The sequence below is a fragment of the Amycolatopsis sp. NBC_01488 genome, from assembly GCF_036227105.1.
Lineage (GTDB): Bacteria > Actinomycetota > Actinomycetes > Mycobacteriales > Pseudonocardiaceae > Amycolatopsis.
This window is the reverse complement of record NZ_CP109434.1, coordinates 5,326,419-5,350,726: the sequence shown is the minus strand read 5'-3', so window position 1 is coordinate 5,350,726 and position 24,308 is coordinate 5,326,419. Positions and strand designations below refer to the sequence as shown.

Sequence of the window (24,308 nt, the reverse complement as noted above, 5' to 3'; positions counted from 1 at the left end):
GTCGATAGAGCCTGAGTCGACAAAGCGCTACTGGGTGAGCTCACCCTTCACCGGCGCCTGCCCGTTCTCCTCCGGCGCCCCGGTGGGAGCCGGCGGCGGCGTGGTCAGGCCACGCTTCACCGAGTCCAAGATGGACAGTCCCTGGCCGACGAGCCCCGCGGCCATCTCGCCCAGGCCATCGGCGCCGTTGAGGATGTTGACGTTGGCCCCGGCCAGCCCGCGCCCGGCTTCCTTGACGATCTGCGGCAGCTGGTCGATGAGCATCCGGTCGAGCGCGACCCGGTTGTTCGACGCGGCCGCCTCCGCCTGCACGCGCATCTTCTCCGCGTCGGCCAGCGCCAGGATGCGGATCCGCTCGGCCTCCGCGTCGGCCGGCTTGATCACCTCGGCGACCAGCTGCTGCTGGCGCAGCTCGGCCTCGCGCTGCGCCAGCTCGGTGCGCGCGTCGATGACCTCCTGCTGGGCCTTCGCCTGCGCGAGCGGGCCGGCCTGAGCGGCTTCGGCCTGGGCCGCCTCGACCTCGGCGCGGTACTGCGCCTGCACGATCGACGTCTGCCGCGCGTACTCCGCCTGCGTCCGCTGCGACTTCTGCTCGGCCTCGGCGGCGGTCTGGTTCGCGACCGCCTGGGCGATCTGGGCGTCCCGCTGGATCGCGGCGTTGTGCGGCGCGGCCATCGCCGCGATGTAGCCGAGCTTCATGTCGTCGATCGACTGGATCTGCAGCGCGTCGACGGTGAGGCCGATCTTGGCCATCTCGACCGCGGAGCCGTCCAGCACCTCGGTCGCCAGCTTCTGCCGCTCGGTGATGATCTCCTCGACCGTCATCGACCCGATGATCGAGCGCAGGTGGCCGGCGAAGATCCGGCCGGTCAGCACGGACATCTGGTCCTGGTCGGAGAGGAAGCGCTGGCCGGCGTTGACGATGCTCTCGGTGTCGTTGCCGACCTTGAACGCGATCACCGCCCGCACGGTCAGGGCGATCGCCTGTTTCGTGACGCACACTTCGGTCACTTCGGCTTCGTTCATGGAAAGCGTCAGGAACCGGACTTTCCGGAAGACCGGCATGACGAACGCGCCGTGGCCGGTGACGACCCGGAACGGCGACGCGCCGCTGCTGTGCTTGCCCCCCGAGATCAGCATCGCCTCGTTGGGCGCGGGAACGCGATACCCGAACATGGCTGTCCTTCTTCGCACACTAGATAGTGGGTTCCGAGACGTCCCACGCCACGACGTCGACCGTGCGCCGACCCCGGGTGTCCACGACCAGGACGGTCGTGCCCTTCGGCAGCTCCGTGTCGGACCAGGCAAGGAAGGTTTCCAGGCCGCCCCTGATCCTGATCAGTACCTCACCGGGTCCCCGCTGCCCGCGGGTCCCGACCAGGAGGACTCCGGTCCGGCCCGCCGGGGAGAGGTCGGAGTGCATGGTGCCGACCTCCCTCGGTGGCCGCCTCGGTGCGGGTGAGCCCCGCTCTTCCCATTGTGCTCCCGGCGGCCGCGGGCGGCAGGCACTGTGAGGTTCCGATCAGGAGGCAACCCGGCGGGCCGCGGGCGCGTGAGGAACCTGAGACGGGCGTCCGCTTGGCTATACTCCGGCGCGTGACGCTCGAGCAACGCCCCCTGCGCGCGGACGCCCGGCGCAACCGGGAGGCGCTGGTCGCGGCCGCGCGGGAGGTGTTCGGCGCCAAGGGCGTCGACGCCCCGCTCGACGAGATCGCGCGGCGCGCCGAGGTCGCGATCGGCACGCTGTACAACCGGTTCCCGACGCGGGCCGACCTCGTCGAAGCGGCGTTCCTGCCGACGCTCGAAGAAGCCGAGGCGGTCACCGAAGAAGCTCTCGCGTACGACGATCCCTGGGCGGGTTTCGTGCACTTCCTCGAACGGTCGGTCCTGATGCAGGTCACCGACCGCGGTTTCACGGAGGTGTGCTCGCGGGCGTTCGACCCTGCGTCCGGCCTGGAGAAAGCCAAGCACGCCAACGCTTCCCGGATGAACCGGATCATCGCGCGCGCCCAGGAAGCCGGGTCGTTGCGGCCGGACTTCCGCGGCGAAGACCTGGCGATCGTGTTCGCCGCGGCGACGGCGATCCCGGACTGGCGGCGCGCGCTCGGCATGGTCCTCGACGGGCTGCGTGCGCGATGACCTGGCTCGCGGACACCCGCGACTCCTACGACACGGTGGCTTCGAGCTACGCCGAGTTCGTTTCCGGCGCTCTCGAGAAGCACCCGCACATGCGGGCGGCGCTGACGTTGTTCGCGTCGGAGGTCGACGGACCGGCGGTGGACGTCGGCTGCGGCCCGGGGCACTTCACGGCGTACCTGGCTTCGCTGGGCGTCAACGCGTCCGGCATCGACCTTTCGCCCGCGATGGTCGACCTGGCCCGGCAGGCCCATCCGGAGCTGCGATTCGACGTCGGCTCGATGACGGACCTGGCGCTGCCCGACGCGTCCGTGGCGGGGGTGCTGGCGTTCTGGTCACTGATCCACGTCCCGGACGACGACGTCCCGGTGGCGCTCGGGCACTTCCGGCGTGTGCTGCGACCGGGTGGGCTGCTGGTGATCGGCTACCACGTCGGCGTGGGCACCCGGCTGAAGACCGAAGGCTACGGCGGGCACCCGATGCGGGTCCACGTCCACTTGCGACAGCCGTGGTGGCTGGCGAAGCGGGTGCGGGCGGCCGGGTTCACGATCGAGGCGGAGTGGGCGCTCAACCCGGAAAGCGCGGTCTCGCAAGCGATCCTGTTCGCGCGCGCGTCAGCTTAGCCGCTGTCCCACGAACTTCAGGACGTCCGGCAGCACGCCGCGCCAGTAGGCGTCCTCGTGCTTGCCCGGCGAAACCGCGGCCACGGCCGGATTCACGGCCTTCACCAGCTTCTGATCCGCGCCCAGGAACGGATCCGACTCGCCGCACCAGATGCCGAGGTTCGCCGGGCGCAGCTCTCCCGTGTGCAGCAACGGTTCTTCCGCTCGCCAGTTGTCCTCGTCCGCGAACACCTTACGAGACCGGGCATCCGGCCAGCTGACGAACAGCGCCGCGCTCGCCGTGGCGACCGCCTTCAGGTCCGGGTGGGCGCGGGCGAAGCGTAAGGCGCCGAAGCCGCCCATGGAAATGCCGAACACCGCCGACGCCGGACGCAGGTCGCGCCTCTGCAGCCAGCCCGGGACTTCCTCGGTGAGCATGCGCTGCGGGTCGTCGTCACCACCGACGTCGACCCAGTAGTGGTCGCCGTCGAGCGCGGCCACCGCGAACGGCGGGACGCCCGCGCGCACGGCCTGCGTCAACGCCGCAGGGACGCCCAGGTCGAGGAACGTCCGGGCACGCGCTCCCCGCCCGTGCAGGGCCAGGCAGACCGGCAGTCCCGATGCCGAGACGCCTTCCGGGGTGATCAGGACCAGGTCGACGTCCGTGCCGCGGGCGGCCGAGTGCATGCGCTGGACGGTCACCGGTTCGCTCAGCGCCGACGGACGAGTCGGCTCCGGGACGGCAGGTGGGCCCGGCGCCGGAGCGGAAGGGGACGACGAGCAGCCCGCCAGCAGCGCGAGTGCGCTGCCGGCGAGCAGGCCGCGGCGGGAGAGCACGGGTCAGCCCCGGCTCTCCTCCTCCGCGAACTCGTCGTCTTCGGCGTCTTCGCGCGGCGCCTTGTACGGGTCGGGTTCGCCCGCGTGCTGGGCGCCCGCCGAGCGGCGCGCAACTTCCGCGTCGGCCTCGCGGGCCTTGGCGAGGAGGTCCTCGATCCGCTTCGACTCCTCGGGGATGGTGTCCGCGACGAACGTCAGCGTCGGCGTGTAGCGGACACCGGTGCCCTGGCCGACCTTCGTGCGGAGCATCCCCCGCGCCGATTCGAGCGCGGCGGCAGCACCGGCGAAGTCCGGAACGGAGTCCAGCTTCTCGCCGAGCACCGTGTAGTACACCGTGGCGTCGTGCAGGTCGCCGGTGACCTTCGTGTCCGTGATGGTCACGTAGTCCAGCCGAGTGTCCTTGACCTCGTGCTCGATCGCGGACGCCACGATCTGCGAGATCCGCTTGGCGAGCTTGCGAGCCCGAGCAGGATCAGCCATGTCTTTCTCCTAGTCTTCAGGACCGAGCAGCCGGCGGCGTGCGGTGAGCAGCTCGAACTCCGGCCGGCTCGCCACGTACCGCTCACACGAGTCGAGCACGTCCCGCACGTGCTCGCCACCTTCGGCGACCACGGCCACCCCGATGAGGGTCCGGCGGTGCAGGTCGGTGTGCCCGGCTTCGGCCACCGACACGGCGAAGCGCTTGCGCACCTCGGCCAGCACCGGACGGACCACAGATCGCTTCTGCTTCAGCGAATGGACGTCGCCGAGCAGGATGTCGAGCTCGAGGGCTCCGACGAACATAAGCAATTTTGGTGGTGTAGTAGGGAGACACCGGGTGTGCGCGAGAACGCACACCCGGTGTCGATCGTCCTTACGCTCGCGGCTTCTCGCGCTGCTCGTACGTCTCGATCACGTCGTCGACCTTGATGTCGCCGTACGAACCGAGCGTCAGACCGCACTCGTAGCCTTCGCGGACCTCGACCACGTCGTCCTTGAACCGCCGCAGCGAGCTGATCGGCAGGTTCTCCGCGACGACGGTGCCGTCGCGGAGCAGACGCGCCCGGGCGTTGCGCCGGATCTCGCCGGACATGACCAGGCAACCCGCGATCGTGCCGATCTTGGAGGACTTGAAGACCTCGCGGACCTCCGCGCGGCCCAGCTCGACCTCTTCGTACTCCGGCTTAAGCATGCCCTTGAGGGCCTGCTCGATCTCGTCGATCGCCTGGTAGATGACCGTGTAGTACCGGACGTCGACGCCCTCGCGGGTGGCCCGCTCGGTCGCCTTGCCCTGGGCCCGGACGTTGAACCCGAGGACGATCGCGTCGGACGCGGTCGCCAGGTCGATGTCCGACTCGGTCACGCCACCGACACCGCGGTGGACCACGTTCAGCTCGACCTCGTCGCCGACGTCCAGCTGGAGCAGCGAGGCTTCGAGGGCCTCGACGGTACCCGAGTTGTCACCCTTGATGATCAGGTTGAGGCTGTTCGTCTCCTTCAAGGCGGAGTCGAGGTCCTCGAGGCTGACCCGCTTGCGCCGCGACGCGTTGAGCGCGTTGCGCGTACGAGCGGAGCGGCGCTCGGCGATCTGCCGGGCGACGCGGTCCTCGTCGACCACCAGGAAGGTGTCGCCCGCACCCGGCACCGAGGTGAACCCGATGACCTGGACAGGCCGCGACGGCAGCGCCTCGGTCACGTCGACGTTGTGCTCGTCGACCATCCGGCGGACGCGGCCGTAGGCGTCACCCGCCACGACCGAGTCACCGACGCGCAGCGTGCCGCGCTGGACCAGGACGGTGGCCACCGGGCCGCGGCCGCGGTCGAGGTGTGCCTCGATCGCGACGCCCTGGGCCTCCATGTCCGGGTTGGCCCGGAGGTCCAGTGCGGCGTCGGCGGTCAGCAGGATCGCTTCCAGCAGGCCGTCGATGTTGATGTTCTCCCGCGCGGAGATCTCGACGAACATCGTGTCGCCGCCGTACTCCTCGGCGACCAGGCCGTACTCGGTCAGCTGCTGCCGGATCTTGTCCGGGTTCGCGCCTTCCTTGTCGATCTTGTTGATCGCGACCACGATCGGCGCCTTGGCGGCCTGCGCGTGGTTGATCGCCTCGACCGTCTGCGGCATCACGCCGTCGTCGGCCGCCACCACGATCACCGCGATGTCGGTCGAGTTGGCACCACGGGCACGCATGGCGGTGAACGCCTCGTGACCCGGGGTGTCGATGAAGGTGATGAGCCGCGGGTTGCCGTCGAGCTCGGTCTCGATCTGGTACGCACCGATGTGCTGCGTGATGCCGCCGGCCTCGCTCTCGCGGACCTTCGTCTTCCGGATCGTGTCGAGCAGCCGGGTCTTACCGTGGTCGACGTGACCCATGATGGTCACGACCGGCGGGCGGACCTGCAGATCTTCTTCGCCACCGGCGTCGTCGCCGTAGGTGATGTCGAAGGTCTCCAGCAGCTCGCGGTCCTCCTCCTCGGGGCTGACGACCTGAACGTTGTAGTTCATTTCGCCGCCGAGCAGCTCGAGGATGTCGTCCGACACGGACTGCGTCGCGGTGACCATCTCGCCGAGGTGGAAGAGCACCTGCACCAGCGAAGCCGGGTTGGCGTCGATCTTCTCGGCGAAGTCGGTCAGCGAAGCACCCCGCGGCAGCCGGATCGTCTCGCCCTGCCCCTTGGGCAGGCGGACGCCGCCGACGCTGGGCGCCTGCATGTTGTCCATGTACTCCTGGCGCTTCTGCCGCTTCGACTTGCGGCCCTTGCGCGAGGGACCACCGGGACGCCCGAAGGCACCCGCCGTGCCGCCACGGCCACCGGGGCCGCCACGGCCACCGCCGCCGCCGCGGAAACCGCCGCCACCCGCCGGGGCACCGGTGCCGCCACCCGGGCGGAAACCGCCGCCGGCGCCACCGCCGCCGCCACCGGGGCCGCCGCGGAAGCCACCGCCACCGCCACCGCCACCGGGACCGCCGCGGAAACCGCCGCCGCCACCGCCACCGGGGCCGCCACGAGCGCCGCCACCGGGACCACCACGGGCACCGCCGCCGGGACCACCGCGGGCGCCGCCACCGGGACCGGCGGGACGCTGCGTGCGGCCCGGCATCATGCCGGGGTTCGGCCGCGGGGGCATGTTGCCCGGGCTCGGCCGGTTGCCGCCGGCGCCACCACCGGGCCGCGGGGCCGGACGGTCACCGCCGCCGCCACCGGGACGCGGCGGGCGGCTGTCGCCACCCTGACCGCCACCGCCGGGACGCTGGCCCTGCGGACGCGGCGGAGCGCCGGAACCGACGCCGAACGGGTTGTTGCCGACGCGCGGGGTGCGCGGGCCGGGCTTGGGGCCGCCGGGCTTGGGGCCCTGCGGCTTCGGCGGGACGACCGAACCGGTGCTGCCCGCGGCGGGCGCGGCCGGGGTGTCCTGCTTGGGTGCGGCGGGAGCGTCGGCTTTCGCCGCCGGGACCTGCTGCTCGGGTGCGGGCGCCGCCGGCTGCTGACGCGGGCCGGGCCGCGGACCGGGACCGGGGCGCTGCCCCGGGGAGGCCGGCTTCGACGCCGCGGGCGCCTGCTGCTGGGGTGCCGCCGGGGCCGAAGCGGCCGGGGCGGGTGCCGCCTGGGCCGCCGGTGCCTGCTGAGCGGGCGCGGGGGGCTTCGGGGCGGCGGGCTTGGCGGCCGGCGGTCCGGGACGGGCCGACGGGCCGGGGGTCGGTGCGGGCTTCTTGGCGCCCTTGGGGGCGTACGCGTCGCGGAGACGGCGGGCGACGGGCGCCTCGACCGTGGACGACGCGGACTTCACGAACTCGCCCTGTTCCTTCAACTTGGCGAGAACGTCCTTGCTGGTGATGCCGAGCTCCTTCGCGAGCTCGTGTACGCGGGCCTTGCCTGGCACAACTCTCCTCATCTAGGGGAGGCCAGGCGGGGGACCCGCTGACCTCGTCCTTATTGTCTGACGCTCATGGCTTCAGCTTCACGGCTGACTCATGACGGGTCGACCTGCTTCCTTGATTCCTCGCGAACCCGGGGACGTCCCGGCTTCGTGGTGCGGGGTGGTGCGCCCGACGTGCTCGCGGACCTCGCGGGCGTCGAGCGCCCCGGGAGCCCGCAAGGCTCTCGGGAAGGCTCGCCGCCGTTCGGCCTTGGCCAGGCAGTCCGGGTCGGGGTGCAGCCAAGCCCCCCGGCCCGGCAGCCGCCGACGTTCGTCGACGACCACCCGCCCGGCCACCGCGACCACGCGCAGCAGCTCACCGATCAATGCCCGCCGCTTGCAGCCGACACAAGTCCGCACCGGAGGATTCCGGTGGGGCTGGTGCTCGGCTACCCGCCGCGGGCGTTGAACCACTCCTGAGTCTAGCGCTTCGACCTTCACTCAGCCGAACCGGTTGTCGCGGCGGGCCGCGATGGACGGGCGTGGTCTTGATCACCCTCGTCGTCCACCGGTGCGGCGTCGCTGCGGATGTCGATCCGCCAGCCGGTCAGGCGGGCGGCGAGGCGGGCGTTCTGGCCCTCCTTGCCGATCGCCAGCGAGAGCTGGAAGTCCGGCACCACGACGCGGGCGGTCTTCGCCCGCTCGTCCACGACTCGTACCGAGACAACCTTCGCGGGCGACAGCGCATTCCCGACGAACCGGGCCGGGTCCTCCGAGAAGTCGATGATGTCGATCTTCTCGCCGGCCAGCTCGCTCATCACGTTGCGCACCCGGGCCCCGACCGGGCCGATGCACGCGCCCTTGGCGTTGACGCCCGGCACGGTCGACTTGACCGCGATCTTCGTGCGGTGCCCGGCCTCCCGCGCGACGGCGGCGATCTCCACCGTGCCGTCGGCGATCTCGGGCACCTCGAGCGCGAAGAGCTTGCGCACCAGGTTCGGGTGCGTGCGCGACAGCGTGATCTGCGGGCCGCGGTTGCCGCGGGACACGGTGACCACGTAGGCCTTGATCCGGCTGCCGTGCTCGTAGGACTCCCCCGGCACCTGCTCGGCCGAGGGCAGCACGCCCTCGGTGTCCCCCACCTGGACCACGACCATGCCGCGGGCGTTGGCGCGGGCGTCGCGCTGGATCACGCCGGCGACGATCTCGCCCTCCTTGGTGGAGAACTCGCCGAACGTCTTTTCGTGCTCCGCGTCGCGCAGCCGCTGCAGGATGACCTGGCGCGCGGTGGTCGCGGCGATCCGGCCGAAGCCCTCGGGGGTGTCGTCCCACTCCTCGTCGACCTGGCCGTCGTGGGTCAGCGTGTGCGCGAGCACGCGCACCAGGCCGGTCTTGCGGTCGATGTCGATGCGGGCGTGCGACTGGTGGCCCTCGGTGTGCTTGTACGCGGTGAGGAGGGCCGTCTCGATGGCCTCGATCACCGTTTCGAAGGGGATGTCCTTGTCCCGTTCGATCGCCCGCAGCGCGGCGATGTCGACGTTCACTTCGACCCCTTCTCCGTCTCGGCCGCGATCATGCCGGACGCGTCGTCTTCGAGCAGTTTCAGGTCCTCGGCGGGCGGCTGCTTGAACTCGATCTCCACGACCGCCTTCGCCACGTCGGCGTAGCGGACGTCGCGGACCTTGCCGCCGTCGAGGACGCGGGCGGCGTCCTCGCCCGCGTGGCCGACCCGGCCGACGAAGGCCGGGCCCTCGGCCGGGGTGATCTTCACCAGGCGGAACCGCGCGCGCCGCCAGTGCCTCGGCTGGGTGAGCGGGCGGTCGAGGCCCGGCGAGGTGACTTCCAGCGTGTACGCGCTCGCGAGCACGTGCTCGTTTTCGTCGAGCGCCGCCGAGACCTTGCGGCTGACCTCGGCGACCTCGTCCAGCCCGACACCGTCGTCGGCGTCGACGACGACCTTGACCAGCTGCCGCCGACCGGCCTGCTGCACCTCGAACGAGTCGAGGTCGAAACCCGCGGCGGTGACGGCTTCGGCCACTATCGGCTGAAGCCGGCTGGCGAGTTCTCCTGGCACGTGGGGCTCTCCTTGGTTCGCGCGGTGTCCGTCTTCGGTGCGGTGGTGGACCAGCTTATCCGGTCGCCCCGTCACCCCGCGCGAGCGGCGGGGCCGCCCCGGGGCCTGGCAGGATGGGCCGACGTGACCGGAAGACCGACCGACCTGACCCGTCGTGCCGCCCTTCGCGCGGGGGCACTGGCCGCGCTGGCCGTCCCCCTCGCCGCGTGCGGGCCCGGCTACGACGAGAGCCCCGACCCGCTGCAGCCGCTGCTGGCCGCCGCCGAGGCCGACGCCGCCGCCGCGCGGGCGCTGGCCAAGGGCGAGAACGCCGACGTCGCCGGCCAGCTCGCCGACGCGCGCGCGGCCCACGCCGCCGCGCTGAAGTCCGAAGTGGACCGCCTGAACCGGCCGAAGCCGGCGGCGTCCCCGACACCCCCGGCCCCGGCCGCACTGGGCGGCTTCAAGGAGCGGCTGGCGGCCGCGCGCAAGCAGGCCGAGGACCTCGTCGGCGGGCTGCCGCGCTACCGCGCCGGGCTGGTCGCCGCGGTGGCCGCGGGCTGCGCGGCCCTGCAGCGCACCGCCCCGGCGCTGGGCCCCGGCGACGACGCCCCGCCACTGACCGCCCCCGGCGGCGCGGTGGCCGCCGAGGTGGTGGACCCGCTGCAGACCGCGCTCGCCGCCGAGCACGCCGCCGTGTGGGTGTACGGCCTGGTCAGCGCGTTCCTGCCGGCCGACTTCGCCGACGGCGAGAAGGCGGGCGCGGCGGAGCACGCCGTCCGCCGCGACGTGCTGCAGACGATGCTGTCCGCCTCCGGCGCGACACCGGTCGCGCCCGAAGCGGCGTACGTGCCGAAGAAGCCGGTGACGGACGCGAAGTCGGCGTCCCTGGTGGTCGCGACGGCCGAGGCCGACTGCGCGAACGCGTGGCTCGCGGTGGTGAACCACACAGACGACGCGGCGCTGCGGACGACGGCACTGCACGCGCTGGTGGCGGCTTCGCGGCGCGGGACGCCGTGGCGGGCCGAGGCGGGCGAGAAGCCGGTGGCCATCGCCCTGCCCGGCCAGGCGGGCTGAGCGTCCCGGTCGTGCGCGGCGTGCCCGCGCGCGACCGGGTCAGCCGGGCAGGTCGGCGGACAGCCGCAGCGCGTCTTTCGCGATCTTGTCGAGCAGCGTCTTGTCCGAGTGCTTGCCGTAGAAGTCGGCCAGCACGATCGTCGTGTTCGTACCGTCCACCTTCGACGCGTACGCCGCGTTCGTGCCGCTCACGCTCGGCGTGCCGGTGCCGGCGAACGTCTTGTCCTTCACCAGGTCCGTGACGTTGCCGGTGCCGTCCTGCTCGGTGAGCGTCTTGAGCGCCTTCGCCTTCGTCGAGTCCGGCATCCCGACCAGCACCACCGACACCAGCGCCTTCGCCCCGCCCGACTCTGTCGTGTACAGCGCGCGCACCAGCGACTGGCAGGCGTTGTCCACGAAGAAGTCGTGCGTCTTGCCGTAGGACTTCGCGGCGCAGTCCGTGGACTTCGCCGGCCCGGCGACCTGCGTGAACTGGTACTGCCCGGTGTTCTGGGCCGGCGGCTGCGCGACGGGCTCGGCCGGCGTCGAGTCGTGCCGGATCAGGAACCACAGCAGCCCGGACACAACGGCGATCGCGACCAGCCCGGCGCCCCTGAGCAGCAGGGACCGGGTGTCGCGCGCCGGCGGTCCCGGCACGGGCGGCCGGGGCTGCGGGGGCACCGCGCCCAGCGGGGCCGTGTCGGACGGGCCTGGGGTGAAATGCGCACCAACCACGAGGCCATACGGTAGTTCACCGTCCCGGCGGCGTTCACTCGAATGCGCGTAAGACGCGTTCGACGTCGTCAGCGGTGTTGTAGAGGTGGAAGCCGACGCGCACCCGGCCGCCGCGGACGCTCGAGACGATCCCGGCCGCCGCGACCCGCTCCGGGTCGGCGTCCAGCGCGACGATCGCGGTGCCGCGCGGCGGCCGTCCGAGCTTCTCGAGCAGCTGGTCGGCGAGGCCGGTGTTGTGCGCCGCGACCTGCGCGAGGTCGAGGCCGACGAGGTACTCCAGCGCGGCGGCCGCGCCGACCTGGGCCAGCCAGACCGGCGAGAGGTCGAACGCGCGGGCATCGCCGGCCAGGCGCAGCGGCAGGCCGTAGACCGTGGCCCACGGGTCCTCCCCCGCGTACCAGTTCGCCGCGACCGGCCGGGTGCGCTCGTGCGCGTCCGGCCGCACGGCGAGCCACGCGCAGCCACGCGGGGAGAGCAGCCACTTGTAGCCGGCCGCGACCACCCAGTCCGCCCAGGCGACGTCCAGGGGCAGCCAGCCCACGGCCTGGGTGGCGTCGAGCAGCACCGCCGCCCCGGCGGCTTCGGCGGCGGCTCGCAGCGCGGGGAGGTCCACGATCCGGCCGTCGGCGGACTGCACGACGCTCACCGCGACGACGTCGTGGCCCTCGACCCGCTCCGGCAGCACCTCCAGGGGCACCTCGGTCACCACGGCGTCCTGGGCCGCGAACGGGAAGGTCACGCTGGTGAAATCCCCTTCGGCGGCGAGCACGCGGGTGCCGGCGGGCAGCGCGGCGGCGACGTTCGCGACGAGCTGCGAGACCGACGCGCCGATCGCGACCCGCCCGGGTTCGACGCCGAGCAGGCGGGCGAACCCGGCGCGCGACCGGTCGACGTACTGGTCGAACTCCCCGGGCCGGGTCGCGCCGGTGCGCCATCGTTCGACCGACTCCGCCACCGCGGCGGCCACCGGGGCCGGCGGGATGCCGATGCTGGGCGTGTTGAGGTAGCCGGGTGGGACGGCGAAGTCGGTCATGGTCTTCAGGCTGGCAGACCGGGCAACCCGGTTACGGCAGCAGCGCGACGACGTCGGCGTAGCTCGGCGGGCGCAGCGGTAGCTCCCCGCCGTCACGGATCGCCGACGCCGTGTCGGCCGCCGCCCGCAACGCCATGCGGTACGGCAGCGAGCCCAGGCTGACCCGCGCGACGCCCAGCTCCGCGAGACCGGCGAAGGTGACCTTGCCGGGCAGGAACAGCAGGTTGACCGGAAGCCCGATCTTGACGATCCGTTCGACGTCCGCGGGTTCGGCCAGGCCGGGCACGAAGACGCCGTCGGCGCCCGCGTCCGCGTAGGCTCTCGCCCGCGTTTCGGCGCTTTCGACGGAGCGGTCGCCGGCCCAGTGCGTGTCGGTGCGGGCGTTGAGGAACAGGCCCGGCGCGCGGTCCTTCACGGCCTCGACCAGCGCTTTCTGACGCTCGATCGGGGCCAGTTCGCCGTCGGCACGGCCGTCTTCGAGGTTGACGCCGACGGCACCGGCGTCGGCGAGTTCCGCGGCGAGATCGGCGACGGCGGCCGGATCGGCGCTGAAGCCGTCGGTGATGTCGACGCTGACGAGGACGTCCAGCCGCGCGAGGCGCCGGGCGAGGGCGACGGTGGCGTCCCGGGTGGCGGGGGCACCGTCGGGCTCACCGGCCGCGGCGGACACGCCGAGGCTGGTGGTGCCGAGGGCACGGAAGCCTTGCGCGGCGAGGAAAGCGCCGACGCCGAACTCCCAGGCGTTGGGCAGCAGCAGCGGGGCGCCGGGGCGGTGGAGCGCGCGGAATTCGTCCATGGCTTCGAACCTAGGCGCCCGACGCTTCGGCGGCCGCCGAACTCACGCCCCCAGCAAGGGCGCGGCGTGCCACACCGCCCAGGCGCGGTCAGGACGCCCGCGAGCGGCGGCGCGTTCCTCGGCTGGGTGAAGCCGGATTCCGCGCCGGTGATCCCGATGCGGACGACGCCGGCGACGGTCAGCAGGCTCACCACCGCGTAGCCGCCTTCGTGGACCAGGGTGCCGGGGACGTCGGCGCCGGTCAGGAGGCTGCGGGTGCCGGTGGCCGGCCCGGCGAAGGACGGCGTCGCCACCAGCGCGGTGATCAGGACGAGTGCCCAGGCCCGGCGCGGGCACGGTCTCGGCGAGCACGCCGACGAGTGTCCCGTCCCGGGAAGCGTCTTGCCCCCGCGGGAGCCGGCTGTCCAGCGCTAGGCCGACGCGGGGGTGTGCTCCGCGTCGTAGGCGTCCCGTGCTTCCTGGACCGCCGTCATGTGCCGCCGCGCCCACTGGTCCAGCATCTCCAGCGGCTCGGACAGGTTGCGTCCCAGCGTGGTCAGCTCGTACTCCACCTTCGGCGGGATCACCGCGTACGCGGTGCGGGTCAGGATGCCGTCGCGGACCAGGCTGCGCAGCGTCTGCGTCAGGACCTTCTGGGAGATCCCGTCCACCCGGTGCCCGATCTCGGTGAACCGCAGCGGGCCGTCCTTGAGGGCGCCGACGATCAGCACCGTCCACTGGTCGCCGATGCGGTCCAGCAGCTGGCGGGTCGGGCAGTTGCGGTCGTACGGGTTCGACAGCACAGCGCACTCCTCACTTTCCCCGGGAGAGTAACACGCCGTTCAGGCGGTGGCGGCCAGCAACGTGGTGAACAACAGGCGCAGGTGACGGCGGCCGCGTTCCCAGCGGGCCTCCAACTCCTCCTGGTCGCGCGTCGCCCAGCTCGCGACGAGGATGCCGCACACCACGTCCATCGCCGTGTACACCGCGTGCAGGAACTCGTGGTGCCCCGCGTGCTCCGGCAGCAGGGCCTTGCCGAACTCGACGAGGCTGGACGTCGCGATCGGCTCGACCGCCGCCATCTGGCCACGCAGCTCGGGGTCGGTGCGGGAGGCGACCCACAGCTCGACCGTCGCCGAGAACACCGGCCCCTGGTGCATCTCCCACATCAGCTGCAGCGCGTCGCCGACCGGGTCGCCGGCCGCGCGGAGCCGGTCGAGCTCGGCCATCGCGACTTCGGTGCGCTTCCGGGCCAGGTGCCGGACCGCCGACGTCACCAGGTCGGCCTTCGTCGGGAAGTGGTGCACCTGCGCGCCGCGCGTGACGCCGGCGCGGTCGGCCACCCGCGTGGTCGTCGTGCCCGCGTAGCCGTACTCGACGAGGCAGTCGATCGTCGCGTCGAGCAGCCGGACGCGCATCGCCGCACTGCGTTCCTCCTGGGTGCGGCCGGTCCGTCCCCGTCGTGGCGCTGACATGCGCCCACTTTATGGGGCCGCGCGCACCCCGGCCGCGTCGACCAGCCCGGCGACCACCTGCCCGATGAAGCGAGTGAGGAACCGGCGGTAGAGCCAGCCGGTGCCGGGGATCTTCGCCGTGAACGTCGAGTGCCAGTGGATCTCCGTGCCGCCGTCGGCCGGGGACAGGTCGACGTAGGCGACGTAGTCCCGCAGCGGCAGGCCGTGGTCCAGCGCGTAGCCGAACCGGCGGCCGGGCTCCAGCGCGACGATCTCCTCGTACGAGCGGATGCCGCCGGTCCGGAACAGCCGGAGCGCGCCGAGCCCCTCGGGCTCGCCTTCGCCTGCGCGGACCAGCTCGAACGACCCCAGCGGCGACCAGCGGGGCCAGCTCGCGCCGTCCCGCAGCAGCGCGTACACGGTATCGGCGTCCGCGGACGTCACCCCGCGGACCGAGATTCTCTGTACCATTTGGTACGTGTACCATCTGGTACATGATCGACGCAAGCCCGCGCTCCAGGCTCCTCGACGCGGCGATCGACGACATCGCCCACCACGGCGGCGCGAGCAAGAGCCTGCGCGCGCTGGCGGCCGACCTCGGCACCAGCCACCGCATGCTGATTTACCACTTCGGCTCCAAGGAAGGCCTGCTCACGGCGGTGGCCCGGGAGGTCGAGGCCCGGCAGCGGGCGGCGCTGGCCGGCCTCGACCCGGCGGAGTTCTGGCGGCGGCTCACCGCGGACGACCTGCGCGCCAACGAAAAGCTCTTCTTCCAGCTCTACGGCCAGGCCCTCGGCGGCACGCCGGGGACCACCGAGTTCCTCGACGGCGTCATCGACGGCTGGCTGGGCCCGATCGAAGCGCTGCTGGCGGAACGCGGCGTCCCGGAAGCCGACCGGCCCGCGCACGCCCGGCTCGGCCTCGCCGTCACGCGCGGGCTGCTGCTCGACCTCGTCACGACCGGCGACCGCGACGCCGTGAACGCCGCGATGGACCGGTTCCTGGCGATGGTGGAAGCCGGCCTTACACAGCCCGAACATTAGGCGGACACCCTCCGAACACCGGCCCGCGAAAGTTCTCCCGTACCCCCGAACGGATACGAGGAGACACGATGCGAGGAACCACCTGGACGCGGCTGGCGCTGGCGGGCTGCGGGAGCGCGGCCTGCCTGCTGGTGGCGGCGCCGCTGGCCTCGGCCCAGACGACGTCGCCGGCGCCGGTCGCGCCGATCACGCTCAGCCCCGAGGAGTCGCAGCAGGTCTGCTCCGACTGGGTGCCGAAGCTGCAGAAGAAGGCCGACAACCTGGAGAAGCGGATCAACGGGGGCCCGGAGGTGGCCGGCTCGGTCGCCAACCTGAAGGCCCGCGCCCAGGACCAGCGCGCCGCCGGGCACAACGACCGCGCCACCAAGCTCGACGAGCGGGCCACCAAGCGGCAGGGCCGGATCGGCGAGCTGAACGCGGCGAAGCAGAAGCTCGACGCCTTCGCGGCCGCGCACTGCAAGCCCGCCGCCCCGGCGCCGACGAAATGAGGGGCGCGCGGATCGCGGCAGCGGTCGGGGCCGCCGCGCTCATCGCGCTCGGCTGCTCCGCCTGCCGCGACAACCTGGTGGGGTCGCCGGACTCCGGTTCGTCCCCGGCGTCGTCCGAGCTGAGCGGGATCGAGTCGACCCTCAACGGCGTCGAGTCCGACATGAACAGCGATGGCTCGCCCTGACCGGCTAGCGTTTCCCCGTCCGTGACGGCGGAGACGGGAGCAGGCATGGGGTCACCGGGGCGCGGCCTCGTCCTCGTGGTCGAGGACGAGGCCGCGATCGCCGAACTGGCGGCGCTCTACCTCAAGCGCGACGGCTTCGGCGTGCACGTCGAGGCCGACGGCGGCCGGGCGCTGGACGCGGTCAAGCGGCTCAAGCCGGTGGCGGTCGTGCTCGACATCGGACTGTCCGGAATGGACGGTATCGAGATCTGCAAGGCGCTGCGCGCGGCGGGCGACTGGACGCCGGTGCTGTTCGTCACCGCCCGCGACGACGAGCTGGACCGCCTGCTGGGCCTGGAGATCGGCGCGGACGACTACCTGACCAAGCCGTTCAGCCCGCGCGAGCTGGCGGCGCGCGTCCGGACGGTGCTGCGCCGCGCGTCGGGGGCGACGCCGGCCGCCTCGGTGGTGACCGTCGGCGGCGCGCGCGTCGACCTCACGAGCCGACGGGCCTGGGCGGGCGAGACGGAGATCTCCCTGACGTCCACCGAGTTCGACCTCCTCGCGCACCTGCTCCGGCACCCGGGGCAGGTGCTTTCGCGCGACCAGCTGCTGAGCGCCGTCTGGGGCTACGCCGCGGCGGCGGGCACGCGGACGGTCGACGTCCACGTGGCGCAGCTGCGGGCGAAGCTCGGCGCGTCGAGTCCGATCCGGACGGTGCGCGGCATCGGCTACGCGGCGGATCCGGCATGAGAGGGACGCTGGCCGGGCGGATCACGCTGGTGTGCCTCGCCGTCGCGGGCGTGGCGGTGATCGTGGCGGGGCTCGTCGGGGCCCGGCTGATCCGGACCACGGCCGACAACGTGCTGCAGTCGTCGCTGGCGGCGCAGGCCGACGTCGTCGCGTCACAGCTGGACGAAACCGGCATCGGGAACCGGCTCGGCGTCGGCAAGGTCGCCGACGTCGTGCGCGGGCAGGGCATCTCCGTGGTGGTCCGGCGCGCGGGCGGGCAGGCGGTCGGGGACGCGGTCGCCGTGCAGGCCGCCGGCAAGCTCGGGCTGGGCGCGAACCACTCCGGGCACGCCACGGTCGGCGGCACGCAGTACCTCGTCGAGACGCGGGTGGTCGGCACGCGCGGGGCGGCGTTCGCCCTGGTGCAGCCGGCGCGCAACGCGGAAGCGACCCAGCGCGCGCTGGTGCGCAGCATCGCACTGGCGCTGGGCATCGGGCTGCTGGTGGCGGCGGTGGCCGGGTTCGTCTCGGGCCGGCTGCTGGGCCGTCCCCTGCGCCGGGCCGCCGCGGCCGCGGGATCGCTGCGGGCGGGACGGCGGGACGTCCGGGTGCCGGTGGAGGGGCCGCGCGAGGTGGCGGAGGTGGCCGGCTCGCTGAACTCGCTGGCCGACGCGCTGGCGGTGAGCGAAGCGCGGCAGCGGGACTTCCTGCTCTCGGTGTCGCACGAGCTGCGGACGCCGCTGACCGCGGTGACGGGGTTCGCCGAGGCCATCGCGGACGGCGTCGCCTCAGGTCCCGACGCGGTCCGGGCCGGGGAGACGATCCAGCGGGAGGCACTGCGACTGGAACGGCTGGTCACCGACCTGCTGGAGCTGGCCCGGCTGGGGGCCGACGAGTTCCGCCTCGACGTCACGACGCTCGATCTGGGGGCGCTGCTGCGCGACTGCGCCGAGGTCTGGCAGCTGCGGTGCGCGCGAGAGGACGTGCGGCTATCCGTTTCGGCACCTTCGTCCCCGGTCCCGGTCCTGGCGGACGCGCGACGGCTGCGTCAGGTCGTCGACGGGCTCGCGGAGAACGCGCTGCGCGTCACACCGGGCGGGGCGCCGATGGTGTTTTCACTGTCGGTGTCCGCTTCGGGGGCTTCGTTGTCGGTGCGGGACGGCGGGCCCGGTCTGGCGCCGGAGGACTATCCAGTGGCGTTCGAACGCGGGGTGCTGAACGCGAGGTACCGCGACCGCCGTCCGGTCGGGTCGGGCATCGGCCTGGCCCTGGTCCACGGCCTGGTCACCCGGATGGGCGGAACACTGACGGCCGGCCCGGCCCCCGAGGGCGGCGCGGCGTTCACGATCACGTTCCCCCTGGCCCCCTCCGACGCGACGGTCCCCCTCCCCCTCGGCTGACCACCGTGTCACCCCCTCAGTCACGCGAGATGCCCCTCCAATCACGCGAGATGCCCTTCCAGTCACGCGAGTCTCGCGCCCAATCACGCGAGATACGGGTCTGATCACGCGAGTCACGCCGGAGGGGCCAGCTGGGCCGCGCGGGCCGTCACGTCCATCACGGCCCAGTGCTCGACGACCCGGCCGTCGCGGACGCGGATCATGTCCATGCTCGTCACGGCGTAGCCGCGGCCGGTCGAGATCTGGGTGCCGGTGCTCGTGTAGCGGTTGACCGAAAACTCGCCGTCGGCGACGTTCTGCTCGACCCGCACGCCCACGTCGCGGAAGTCGGCGAAGAACTCGCCGCCGAGCATGGCTTCCCACTTGGCGCGCCAGGCGTCGATGCCGTGGTGGTCGCCGCCCGCGCCGCCGCGGTGGTCGATCACCTGCGGGTCGATGTAGCGCAGGCCTTCGGCGACGCTCTCCGCGGTGAACGGCGTCAACGCGATCAGGCGGCGGTGGACCTCGGCGGCGTCCATGCTCACTCCTTAAGTGGGGATGTCCCCGGTTAGTGTTGAGCTACGCTAACCGGGGACGTCCCCACTTGGCAAGGGAGCAGCATGGCCGCACGGGCCCGCAGGTCGGACGCGCGAGACAACCAGGCGCTCGTGCTGGCCGCGGCGAAGGAGGTCTTCGCCGAGGACGGCCCGGACGCGCCGCTCGACCGCATCGCGCGTCGCGCCGGTGTCGGCAACGCCACCCTGTACCGGCACTTCCCGAACCGGCGTGAGCTGGTCGTCGCGGTGTACGCCGACGAAGTCGCGGAGCTGCGAAGCCGCGCGAAGCTCGACGCCGACAACCCCGGCGAAGCGCTCTTCGCCTGGCTGGGTCTTTTCGTCGAGCACGTGCGGACCAAGCGCGACCTCGCGCTCTCGCTGGCCGATCCCGCGGGTGCGCACGAGAGCCTGTTCGCCGGCTGGCACGCGGCGATGAACACGACCGCCGCCGCCCTGCTCGACCGCGCGCGGACCGCCAGCGCGGTGGCCGCCGACGTCACGGAGCTGGATCTCCTCCTGCTCGCCACCGGCATCGCGTTGTCCGGCGGCGAACCCGGCCGGCTGCTCGCCCTGGTCCGCCGCGGCGCGTCGGCCCGCTGAACCCGCGTCTCACGTGATCAGCGGCGGAACTCGCGTGACCAGACACGTATCTCGCGTGATTGAAGGCGGAACTCGCGTGATTGAAGGCGGAACTCGCGTGACTGGAGGGGCATCTCGCGTGATTGGAGGGGCATCTCACGTGACTGGAGGGGCATCTCGGGTGAATGGGGGGTCGACACGGTTGGCTGGGCGTCGGGGCGCGTGGGTGGGCGGGCGGGTCGTTAGGGTCGGGCCATGGAGATGCTGCACCTGCGCTACTTCGTCGCGGTCGCCGAGGAACTGAACTTCTCCGCCGCCGCGCGGAAGCTGCACATGGCCGCCTCTCCGCTCAGCCAGCGGATCAAGGACCTCGAGCACGAGCTGGGGCAGCAGCTCTTCGACCGCTCCACCCACCACGTCACGCTCACCGCCGCCGGGGCCGCCCTCCTGCCGCTCGCGCGGGACGTCCTCGAGCAGGTCGGCGCCATCCCGTGGCGGCTCAGGGAGGCGACGCGGCCGGAGCGCAGCACCGTCTTCCTCGGCATGCCCGCCGGGGTGCACCCCGACCTGCGGGAACGCGTCAACGCCCTCGCCGAGCGGGTCAAGGCGCGCTATGAGCTGAAGCGCTGGCCCGGCACCACCGCCGACCTCGTCCAGGGCGTCCACGAGGGCAAGCTCGGCCTCACGCTGGCGCGGCTGCCGGTCACCGACCCCACCTTGGAGCAGGTGCCGGTGATGTCGGAACGGCTCGGCGCGGTCGTTCCCGCCGATCTCTTCGCGGGCCGGGACTCGGTGAGCCTGGCCGAGCTGACCGAATTCCCGTACGTCGCCTCACCTGGGGAAATCACCCCGGCGTACTTCGACCAGCTCGATCACCAATTGAACGAACTCGGCGTCAAGAAACGCATTCGCCTGACGAACACCGGCTACAGCGGGACGTCGGAAATCATTTCCAGCGGCGAAGCTTTTTCCATTTCCATGCTGGACGAGAGGAGCCCGATGCACGGTTACCGGCTCGACAACGTCATCGTGCTGCCCTTCACCGACTTCCGTCCCCAGCTGGACACGGGCCTGCTCTGGCGCCGCGATCGCACCGACGGCGACCTGCGGGAACTCGTCGAAGCAGCGAAAGACGTGTTCAAAGACCCGATCAGCACTTAAACAATGGTGTGACCGCTGCGGTCACACCATTGTGCGCATCATGATCATTCCCTTTCGCGCCGCCCGCGCCTACGTTCGTAAGTAGAGCGAAACAGCAAGGCGCGAAAGGACGAACGATGACGGACATCAGCACCGCGGCCGGCCCACTGGACGGCGTGCGCGTGATCGACCTCTCGACCGTGGTGATGGGCCCGTACGCGGCCCAGATCCTCGGCGACCTCGGCGCCGACGTGATCAAGATCGAGTCCCCCGCGGACACCGTGCGGGTGGGCCAGTACCGCACCACGCCGGGCATGACCCCGCTGAACCTGAACGTCAACCGCAACAAGCGCAGCGTGGCCCTCAACCTCAAGGACGAAGCCGAGCGCGAGCAGGCGCTCAAGCTGATCGACACGGCCGACGTGCTGATCACCAACATGCGCCCCGGCGCGCTGGCCCGGCTCGGCCTGAACTACGCCGACGTCGCCGAGCGCAACCCGCGCCTGGTCTACGCCCACGCGCAGGGCTTCCGCGGCGACTCCGACCGCGCCGGCAACGCCGCCTACGACGAGACCGTGCAGGCCTCCTCCGGCCTGGTCGACGTCGCGAACCGTGCGCTCGGCGAGCCGGTCTACCTGCCGACGATCATCGGCGACAAGGTGTCGTCGCTGACCATCGCCTACAGCGTGCTCGCCGCGCTGGTCCACCGCGACAAGACCGGCCAGGGCCAGCAGATCGAGATCCCGATGACCGACACGCTGCTCGCGTTCAACCTGGTCGAGCACCTCGCCGGGCACACCTACGAGCCCGCCGAGGGCCCCACCGGGTTCGCGCTGTCGATGACGAAGGGCCACGCCGCGGTCCGCACCAAGGACGGCCTCGCCTGCGTGATCCCCTACAACCCGGCCAACTTCCGCGACTTCTTCGCCGCGGCCGGCCGCCCGGACCTCGCCGCGGACCCGCGCGTGAACGGCGAGGCCATCGACCGCGTCGACAACGACTGGCTGACCGAGCAGATCGCCGCCTGCGCCCCGGCGCTGACCACCGACGAGTGGGCCGAGGTCTGCGCGAAGCACAGCATCCCGATGGCGCCGGTGCTCGAACTGGACCGCGCGCACGAGGACCCGTACGTCCGCGACGGCCACCTGCTGGACACCGTCGAGCACCCGAGCGAGGGCGCCATCCGCACGGTCGGCATCCCGGTGAAGTTCTCCGCGACGCCCGGCTCGATCCGCCGCCTGGCCCCGCTGGCCGGCCAGGACACCGCCGAAGTCCTCGCGGAACTGAACTGAAGGAAGCACGACGATGGAAGTACGCACCGAGCGGATCGGCAGCACCCTGCTGATCACGATCGACCGGCCGCAGGCCCGCAACGCGGTGAACGCGGCCGTCGCGACCCAGCTGGCTGCCGCCCTCGACGAGCTGGAGAACGACCCCACGCTCCGGGCGGGCGTCCTGACCGGCGCCGAGAACACCTTCAGCGCCGGGATGGACCTCAAGGCCGCGCTGAAGGGCGAGTCTCCGGAGATCCCGGGACGCGGGTTCGGCGGCCTCACCGAGGCCGAGCTGTCCAAGCCGCTGATCGCCGCGGTCGAAGGGTTCGCGATGGGCGGCGGGTTCGAACTCGCCCTGGGCTGCGACCTGATCGTGGCCGCCGGAAACGCCAAGTTCGGCCTGCCTGAAGTGAAGCGCGGCCTGATCGCCGCGGGTGGCGGCGTGATCCGGCTGCCGAAGCGGATCCCGTACCACCTGGCGATGGAGTTCCTGCTCACCGGCGAGCCCGTCACCGGACGCCGTGCCGGTGAGCTGGGCCTGGTCAACCGCGTGACGCCGACCGGCGACGCCGCCGCGGTCGCGCTCCAGCTGGCCGAGAAGCTGGCGGAAAACGCGCCGCTCGCGCTGGCCGCCGTCAAGAAGATCGTGCGCGGCTCGGAGGCCGAAGCCTTTGCCGTGCAACGGGAAGAGACGAAGAAGCTGATGCAGTCCGCCGACGTCCGCGAGGGCATGACCGCCTTCGCCGAGCGCCGCGCTCCGAAGTGGACAGGCGAATAACGATGAAGATCGACGAAGTCCGCAGGCATGTGACCACTCCCCTGACCGCCCCGGCGTTCGCGCCGGTGGTCCCGAGGTTCACCAACCGCGAGTACCTGAACATCGTCTACCGCACCGACGCCGACGCCCTGCGCGCCGTCGTGCCGGAGCCGCTGCAGGTCGAAGAACCGTTGGTGCGCTTCGAAGTCATGAAGATGGGCGACGTCTCCGGCTACGGCCCGTACACCGAGTCCGGCCAGGCGATCGAGGTCAGCTTCGACGGCGAACGCGGCGAGTACCTGCACGCGATGTACCTCGACAACTTCCCGGCGACCGCGTCCGGCCGCGAGGTCAGCGCGTACCCGAAGACCGTCGGCAGCCCGGACCTCTATGCCGACAACGGTGTCCTCGTGGGCACTTTGGACTACGGGACGCTCCGGGTCGCCACCGCGACCATGGGCTACAAGCACCACGAGCTGGACGTCCGCGAAGCCGAACGCCAGATCACGGTCCCGACGTTCATGCTCAAGACGATCCCGGGTTACGACGGCGCCCCGCGCGTGCAGGAGCTGGTCCGCACCGAGATCACCGACGTCGTGGTCAAGGAGGCCTACACCGGCCCCGCGCGCCTGCAGCTGTTCCAGCACGTCCTGGCCCCGCTGGCCGACCTGCCGGTGCTGGAGGTCGTCTCCGCCAGCCACATCCGCACCGACCTGACGCTCGCCCCGGTCAAGCCGGTCTTCGACTACCTGAAGGGAGCCCAGTCATGAAGTTCACCAATGCAGCGGTGATCGGCGCGGGCACCATCGGCCTGTCCTGGACGGCGCTGTTCGCCCACCACGGCCTGACCGTCCGGGTCACCGACCCCCGCCCCGACCTCGCCGAGGCCGTCGAGGAGGCGCTGGCCCAGTTCGCGCCGCACCTCGGCACCACCGCCGCGGAGCTGGCCGGCCGCGTCCACCTCGCCGCCGACGTCACCGAAGCCGTGCGCGACGCGGACGTCGTGCAGGAGAACGGACCCGAGAACGTCGAGTTCAAAAAGGACTTGTTCGCCAAGCTCGTCGAGGAAGCTCCGGACCACGCGCTGTTGCTGAGTTCGTCGAGCGCCATCCCGTCGACGGCGTTCACCGGCGAGATCGACGCGAGCAGGGTCCTCATCGGACACCCGTTCAACCCGCCGCACCTGATCCCGCTGGTCGAGGTCGTCCCGGGTGAGCGCACCAGCGAAGAGTCGGTCGAGAAGGCCGTCGAGTTCTACACCTCCCTCGGCCGGACGCCGGTCGTGGAGCGCAAGGAGATCCCCGGATTCGTCGGCAATCGCCTGCAGAACGCGCTGAGCCGCGAGGCGATCTACCTCGTCGAGCAGGGCGTCGTGACGCCGGAAGAACTCGACAAGGTGATCACGAATTCACTCGGCATCCGCTGGGCGACCGTCGGGCCGTTCCTCGGCTCGCACCTCGGTGGCGGCCCCGGCGGCTACCGGCACATGGCCGAGCACATCGGCAAGTCCATGAAGAAGATGTGGGCCGGGCTGGGCAACCCCAGTCAGAGCCCGGAAGAGCAGGAACGGCTGATCGAAGCCGTCGAACAAGCTTACGGCTCCTCCACGTACTCGGCACTGGCCGAGACGCGCGACCGCAAGCAGCTCGCCGTTTTGCAGGCAGTGGAGGAGAACTGAC

The 24,308-nt window shown here is 72.0% G+C and carries 31 protein-coding genes; 15 read left to right on the top strand and 16 right to left on the bottom strand.

All coding sequences use genetic code 11. From position 1 onward, the window contains the following. Positions 1 to 27: 27 nt before the first annotated feature. Together OG738_RS25560 and OG738_RS25555 are read right to left on the bottom strand one after the other, a co-directional pair. The gene (locus tag OG738_RS25560) at positions 28 to 1,176 is read right to left on the bottom strand and encodes an SPFH domain-containing protein (protein WP_329044653.1); all 1,149 of its coding nucleotides are present in this window, start codon (positions 1,174 to 1,176) and stop codon (positions 28 to 30) included. A 19-nt stretch (positions 1,177 to 1,195) separates the two neighbouring features. Further along, positions 1,196 to 1,423, bottom strand: coding sequence for a hypothetical protein (locus OG738_RS25555; RefSeq protein WP_329044652.1), 228 nt, complete (start codon positions 1,421 to 1,423; stop codon positions 1,196 to 1,198). Positions 1,424 to 1,596: 173 nt separating this feature from the next. Between OG738_RS25555 and OG738_RS25550 the strand changes: the two genes are divergently transcribed. Both OG738_RS25550 and OG738_RS25545 read left to right on the top strand, forming a co-directional pair. Beyond that, positions 1,597 to 2,139: a TetR/AcrR family transcriptional regulator gene (locus OG738_RS25550; protein WP_329044651.1), complete on the top strand. Its 543-nt coding sequence runs from the start codon at positions 1,597 to 1,599 to the stop codon at positions 2,137 to 2,139. After that, on the top strand, positions 2,136 to 2,759 hold the full coding sequence (locus OG738_RS25545; RefSeq protein WP_329044650.1) for a class I SAM-dependent methyltransferase: 624 nt from the start codon (positions 2,136 to 2,138) through the stop codon (positions 2,757 to 2,759). Before OG738_RS25550 ends, OG738_RS25545 begins: the two co-directional genes overlap by 4 nt. Here OG738_RS25545 and OG738_RS25540 read toward each other — a convergent pair. The 7 genes from OG738_RS25540 to rimP all read right to left on the bottom strand — a co-directional run bounded on the left by OG738_RS25540 (position 2,751) and on the right by rimP (position 9,484). Then, a complete protein-coding gene (locus OG738_RS25540) occupies positions 2,751 to 3,575 on the bottom strand; it encodes an alpha/beta hydrolase (protein WP_329044648.1) in 825 nt (274 codons plus the stop codon). The genes OG738_RS25545 and OG738_RS25540 overlap by 9 nt on opposite strands. Positions 3,576 to 3,578: 3 nt before the next feature. Next, positions 3,579 to 4,055, bottom strand: coding sequence for a 30S ribosome-binding factor RbfA (gene rbfA, locus OG738_RS25535; RefSeq protein WP_329044646.1), 477 nt, complete (start codon positions 4,053 to 4,055; stop codon positions 3,579 to 3,581). Positions 4,056 to 4,064: 9 nt separating this feature from the next. Further along, positions 4,065 to 4,358, bottom strand: coding sequence for a DUF503 domain-containing protein (locus tag OG738_RS25530; protein WP_155545954.1), 294 nt, complete (start codon positions 4,356 to 4,358; stop codon positions 4,065 to 4,067). A 70-nt stretch (positions 4,359 to 4,428) separates the two neighbouring features. Further along, a complete protein-coding gene (gene infB / locus OG738_RS25525) occupies positions 4,429 to 7,434 on the bottom strand; it encodes a translation initiation factor IF-2 (protein WP_329056834.1) in 3,006 nt (1,001 codons plus the stop codon). A 78-nt stretch (positions 7,435 to 7,512) separates the two neighbouring features. Next, entirely contained in the window at positions 7,513 to 7,830 is a 318-nt protein-coding gene (locus OG738_RS25520) for a YlxR family protein (RefSeq protein WP_329044643.1), read from the bottom strand. A gap of 77 nt (positions 7,831 to 7,907) precedes the next feature. After that, positions 7,908 to 8,954, bottom strand: coding sequence for a transcription termination factor NusA (gene nusA, locus OG738_RS25515; RefSeq protein ID WP_329044642.1), 1,047 nt, complete (start codon positions 8,952 to 8,954; stop codon positions 7,908 to 7,910). Then, positions 8,951 to 9,484 (bottom strand): ribosome maturation factor RimP, encoded by a 534-nt coding sequence (gene rimP / locus OG738_RS25510; RefSeq protein WP_329044641.1) that lies wholly within the window; start codon positions 9,482 to 9,484, stop codon positions 8,951 to 8,953. The genes nusA and rimP overlap by 4 nt, the downstream gene beginning before the upstream one ends. A 123-nt stretch (positions 9,485 to 9,607) precedes the next feature. On the opposite strand from rimP, the gene OG738_RS25505 reads away from it, so the two are divergent. Beyond that, on the top strand, positions 9,608 to 10,540 hold the full coding sequence (locus OG738_RS25505) for a ferritin-like domain-containing protein (RefSeq protein ID WP_329044640.1): 933 nt from the start codon (positions 9,608 to 9,610) through the stop codon (positions 10,538 to 10,540). 39 nt (positions 10,541 to 10,579) lie between these two features. On the opposite strand, the gene OG738_RS25500 is transcribed toward OG738_RS25505, so the two are convergent. From OG738_RS25500 to OG738_RS25490, 3 genes are all read right to left on the bottom strand, one after another. Further along, positions 10,580 to 11,176 (bottom strand): hypothetical protein, encoded by a 597-nt coding sequence (locus OG738_RS25500; RefSeq protein WP_329056833.1) that lies wholly within the window; start codon positions 11,174 to 11,176, stop codon positions 10,580 to 10,582. A 112-nt stretch (positions 11,177 to 11,288) separates the two neighbouring features. Beyond that, a complete protein-coding gene (locus tag OG738_RS25495; protein ID WP_329044639.1) occupies positions 11,289 to 12,287 on the bottom strand; it encodes an aminotransferase class V-fold PLP-dependent enzyme in 999 nt (332 codons plus the stop codon). A 31-nt stretch (positions 12,288 to 12,318) separates the two neighbouring features. Beyond that, complete coding sequence (locus tag OG738_RS25490) at positions 12,319 to 13,083, bottom strand: isocitrate lyase/PEP mutase family protein (protein WP_329044637.1); 765 nt, start codon at positions 13,081 to 13,083, stop codon at positions 12,319 to 12,321. A 66-nt stretch (positions 13,084 to 13,149) separates the two neighbouring features. On the opposite strand from OG738_RS25490, the gene OG738_RS25485 reads away from it, so the two are divergent. Further along, the gene (locus tag OG738_RS25485) at positions 13,150 to 13,284 is read left to right on the top strand and encodes a hypothetical protein (protein WP_329044635.1); all 135 of its coding nucleotides are present in this window, start codon (positions 13,150 to 13,152) and stop codon (positions 13,282 to 13,284) included. A gap of 209 nt (positions 13,285 to 13,493) precedes the next feature. On the opposite strand, the gene OG738_RS25480 is transcribed toward OG738_RS25485, so the two are convergent. From OG738_RS25480 to OG738_RS25470, 3 genes are all read right to left on the bottom strand, one after another. Beyond that, the gene (locus OG738_RS25480) at positions 13,494 to 13,865 is read right to left on the bottom strand and encodes a winged helix-turn-helix transcriptional regulator (protein ID WP_329044634.1); all 372 of its coding nucleotides are present in this window, start codon (positions 13,863 to 13,865) and stop codon (positions 13,494 to 13,496) included. A 39-nt stretch (positions 13,866 to 13,904) separates the two neighbouring features. Beyond that, positions 13,905 to 14,480, bottom strand: coding sequence for a TetR/AcrR family transcriptional regulator (locus OG738_RS25475; RefSeq protein WP_329056832.1), 576 nt, complete (start codon positions 14,478 to 14,480; stop codon positions 13,905 to 13,907). A gap of 66 nt (positions 14,481 to 14,546) precedes the next feature. Further along, positions 14,547 to 14,987: an SRPBCC family protein gene (locus tag OG738_RS25470; RefSeq protein WP_329044633.1), complete on the bottom strand. Its 441-nt coding sequence runs from the start codon at positions 14,985 to 14,987 to the stop codon at positions 14,547 to 14,549. Between the two features lie 23 nt (positions 14,988 to 15,010). Here OG738_RS25470 and OG738_RS25465 point away from each other — a divergent pair, with 23 nt between their 5' ends. The 5 genes from OG738_RS25465 to OG738_RS25445 all read left to right on the top strand — a co-directional run bounded on the left by OG738_RS25465 (position 15,011) and on the right by OG738_RS25445 (position 18,343). After that, entirely contained in the window at positions 15,011 to 15,559 is a 549-nt protein-coding gene (locus tag OG738_RS25465; protein WP_329044632.1) for a TetR/AcrR family transcriptional regulator, read from the top strand. A 68-nt stretch (positions 15,560 to 15,627) separates the two neighbouring features. Then, complete coding sequence (locus OG738_RS25460; protein ID WP_329044631.1) at positions 15,628 to 16,047, top strand: hypothetical protein; 420 nt, start codon at positions 15,628 to 15,630, stop codon at positions 16,045 to 16,047. Then, entirely contained in the window at positions 16,044 to 16,232 is a 189-nt protein-coding gene (locus OG738_RS25455; protein ID WP_329044630.1) for a hypothetical protein, read from the top strand. The genes OG738_RS25460 and OG738_RS25455 overlap by 4 nt, the downstream gene beginning before the upstream one ends. Before the next feature lie 45 nt (positions 16,233 to 16,277). Continuing rightward, positions 16,278 to 16,964, top strand: coding sequence for a response regulator transcription factor (locus tag OG738_RS25450; protein ID WP_329044629.1), 687 nt, complete (start codon positions 16,278 to 16,280; stop codon positions 16,962 to 16,964). Continuing rightward, the gene (locus OG738_RS25445; RefSeq protein WP_329044628.1) at positions 16,961 to 18,343 is read left to right on the top strand and encodes a sensor histidine kinase; all 1,383 of its coding nucleotides are present in this window, start codon (positions 16,961 to 16,963) and stop codon (positions 18,341 to 18,343) included. The genes OG738_RS25450 and OG738_RS25445 overlap by 4 nt, the downstream gene beginning before the upstream one ends. Positions 18,344 to 18,456: 113 nt before the next feature. Here the strand turns inward: OG738_RS25445 and OG738_RS25440 are convergent, their stop codons facing one another. Further along, the gene (locus OG738_RS25440; protein ID WP_329044626.1) at positions 18,457 to 18,861 is read right to left on the bottom strand and encodes an ester cyclase; all 405 of its coding nucleotides are present in this window, start codon (positions 18,859 to 18,861) and stop codon (positions 18,457 to 18,459) included. Between the two features lie 81 nt (positions 18,862 to 18,942). On the opposite strand from OG738_RS25440, the gene OG738_RS25435 reads away from it, so the two are divergent. From OG738_RS25435 to OG738_RS25410, 6 genes are all read left to right on the top strand, one after another. After that, positions 18,943 to 19,479 carry a TetR/AcrR family transcriptional regulator gene (locus tag OG738_RS25435; RefSeq protein WP_329044624.1) on the top strand — a complete coding sequence of 179 codons (537 nt, stop codon included), beginning with the start codon at positions 18,943 to 18,945 and terminating at the stop codon, positions 19,477 to 19,479. 234 nt (positions 19,480 to 19,713) lie between these two features. Further along, on the top strand, positions 19,714 to 20,619 hold the full coding sequence (locus OG738_RS25430) for a LysR family transcriptional regulator (RefSeq protein WP_329044623.1): 906 nt from the start codon (positions 19,714 to 19,716) through the stop codon (positions 20,617 to 20,619). A gap of 116 nt (positions 20,620 to 20,735) precedes the next feature. Beyond that, on the top strand, positions 20,736 to 21,890 hold the full coding sequence (locus tag OG738_RS25425; RefSeq protein WP_329044622.1) for a CaiB/BaiF CoA transferase family protein: 1,155 nt from the start codon (positions 20,736 to 20,738) through the stop codon (positions 21,888 to 21,890). Positions 21,891 to 21,903: 13 nt separating this feature from the next. Further along, complete coding sequence (locus OG738_RS25420; protein WP_329044621.1) at positions 21,904 to 22,650, top strand: crotonase/enoyl-CoA hydratase family protein; 747 nt, start codon at positions 21,904 to 21,906, stop codon at positions 22,648 to 22,650. 2 nt (positions 22,651 to 22,652) lie between these two features. Then, on the top strand, positions 22,653 to 23,399 hold the full coding sequence (locus OG738_RS25415) for an acetoacetate decarboxylase (RefSeq protein ID WP_329044619.1): 747 nt from the start codon (positions 22,653 to 22,655) through the stop codon (positions 23,397 to 23,399). Then, positions 23,396 to 24,307, top strand: a complete 912-nt coding sequence (locus OG738_RS25410) for a 3-hydroxyacyl-CoA dehydrogenase NAD-binding domain-containing protein (protein WP_329044617.1) — start codon at positions 23,396 to 23,398, stop codon at positions 24,305 to 24,307. The genes OG738_RS25415 and OG738_RS25410 overlap by 4 nt, the downstream gene beginning before the upstream one ends. The last annotated feature ends 1 nt before the right edge of the window (position 24,308 follow it).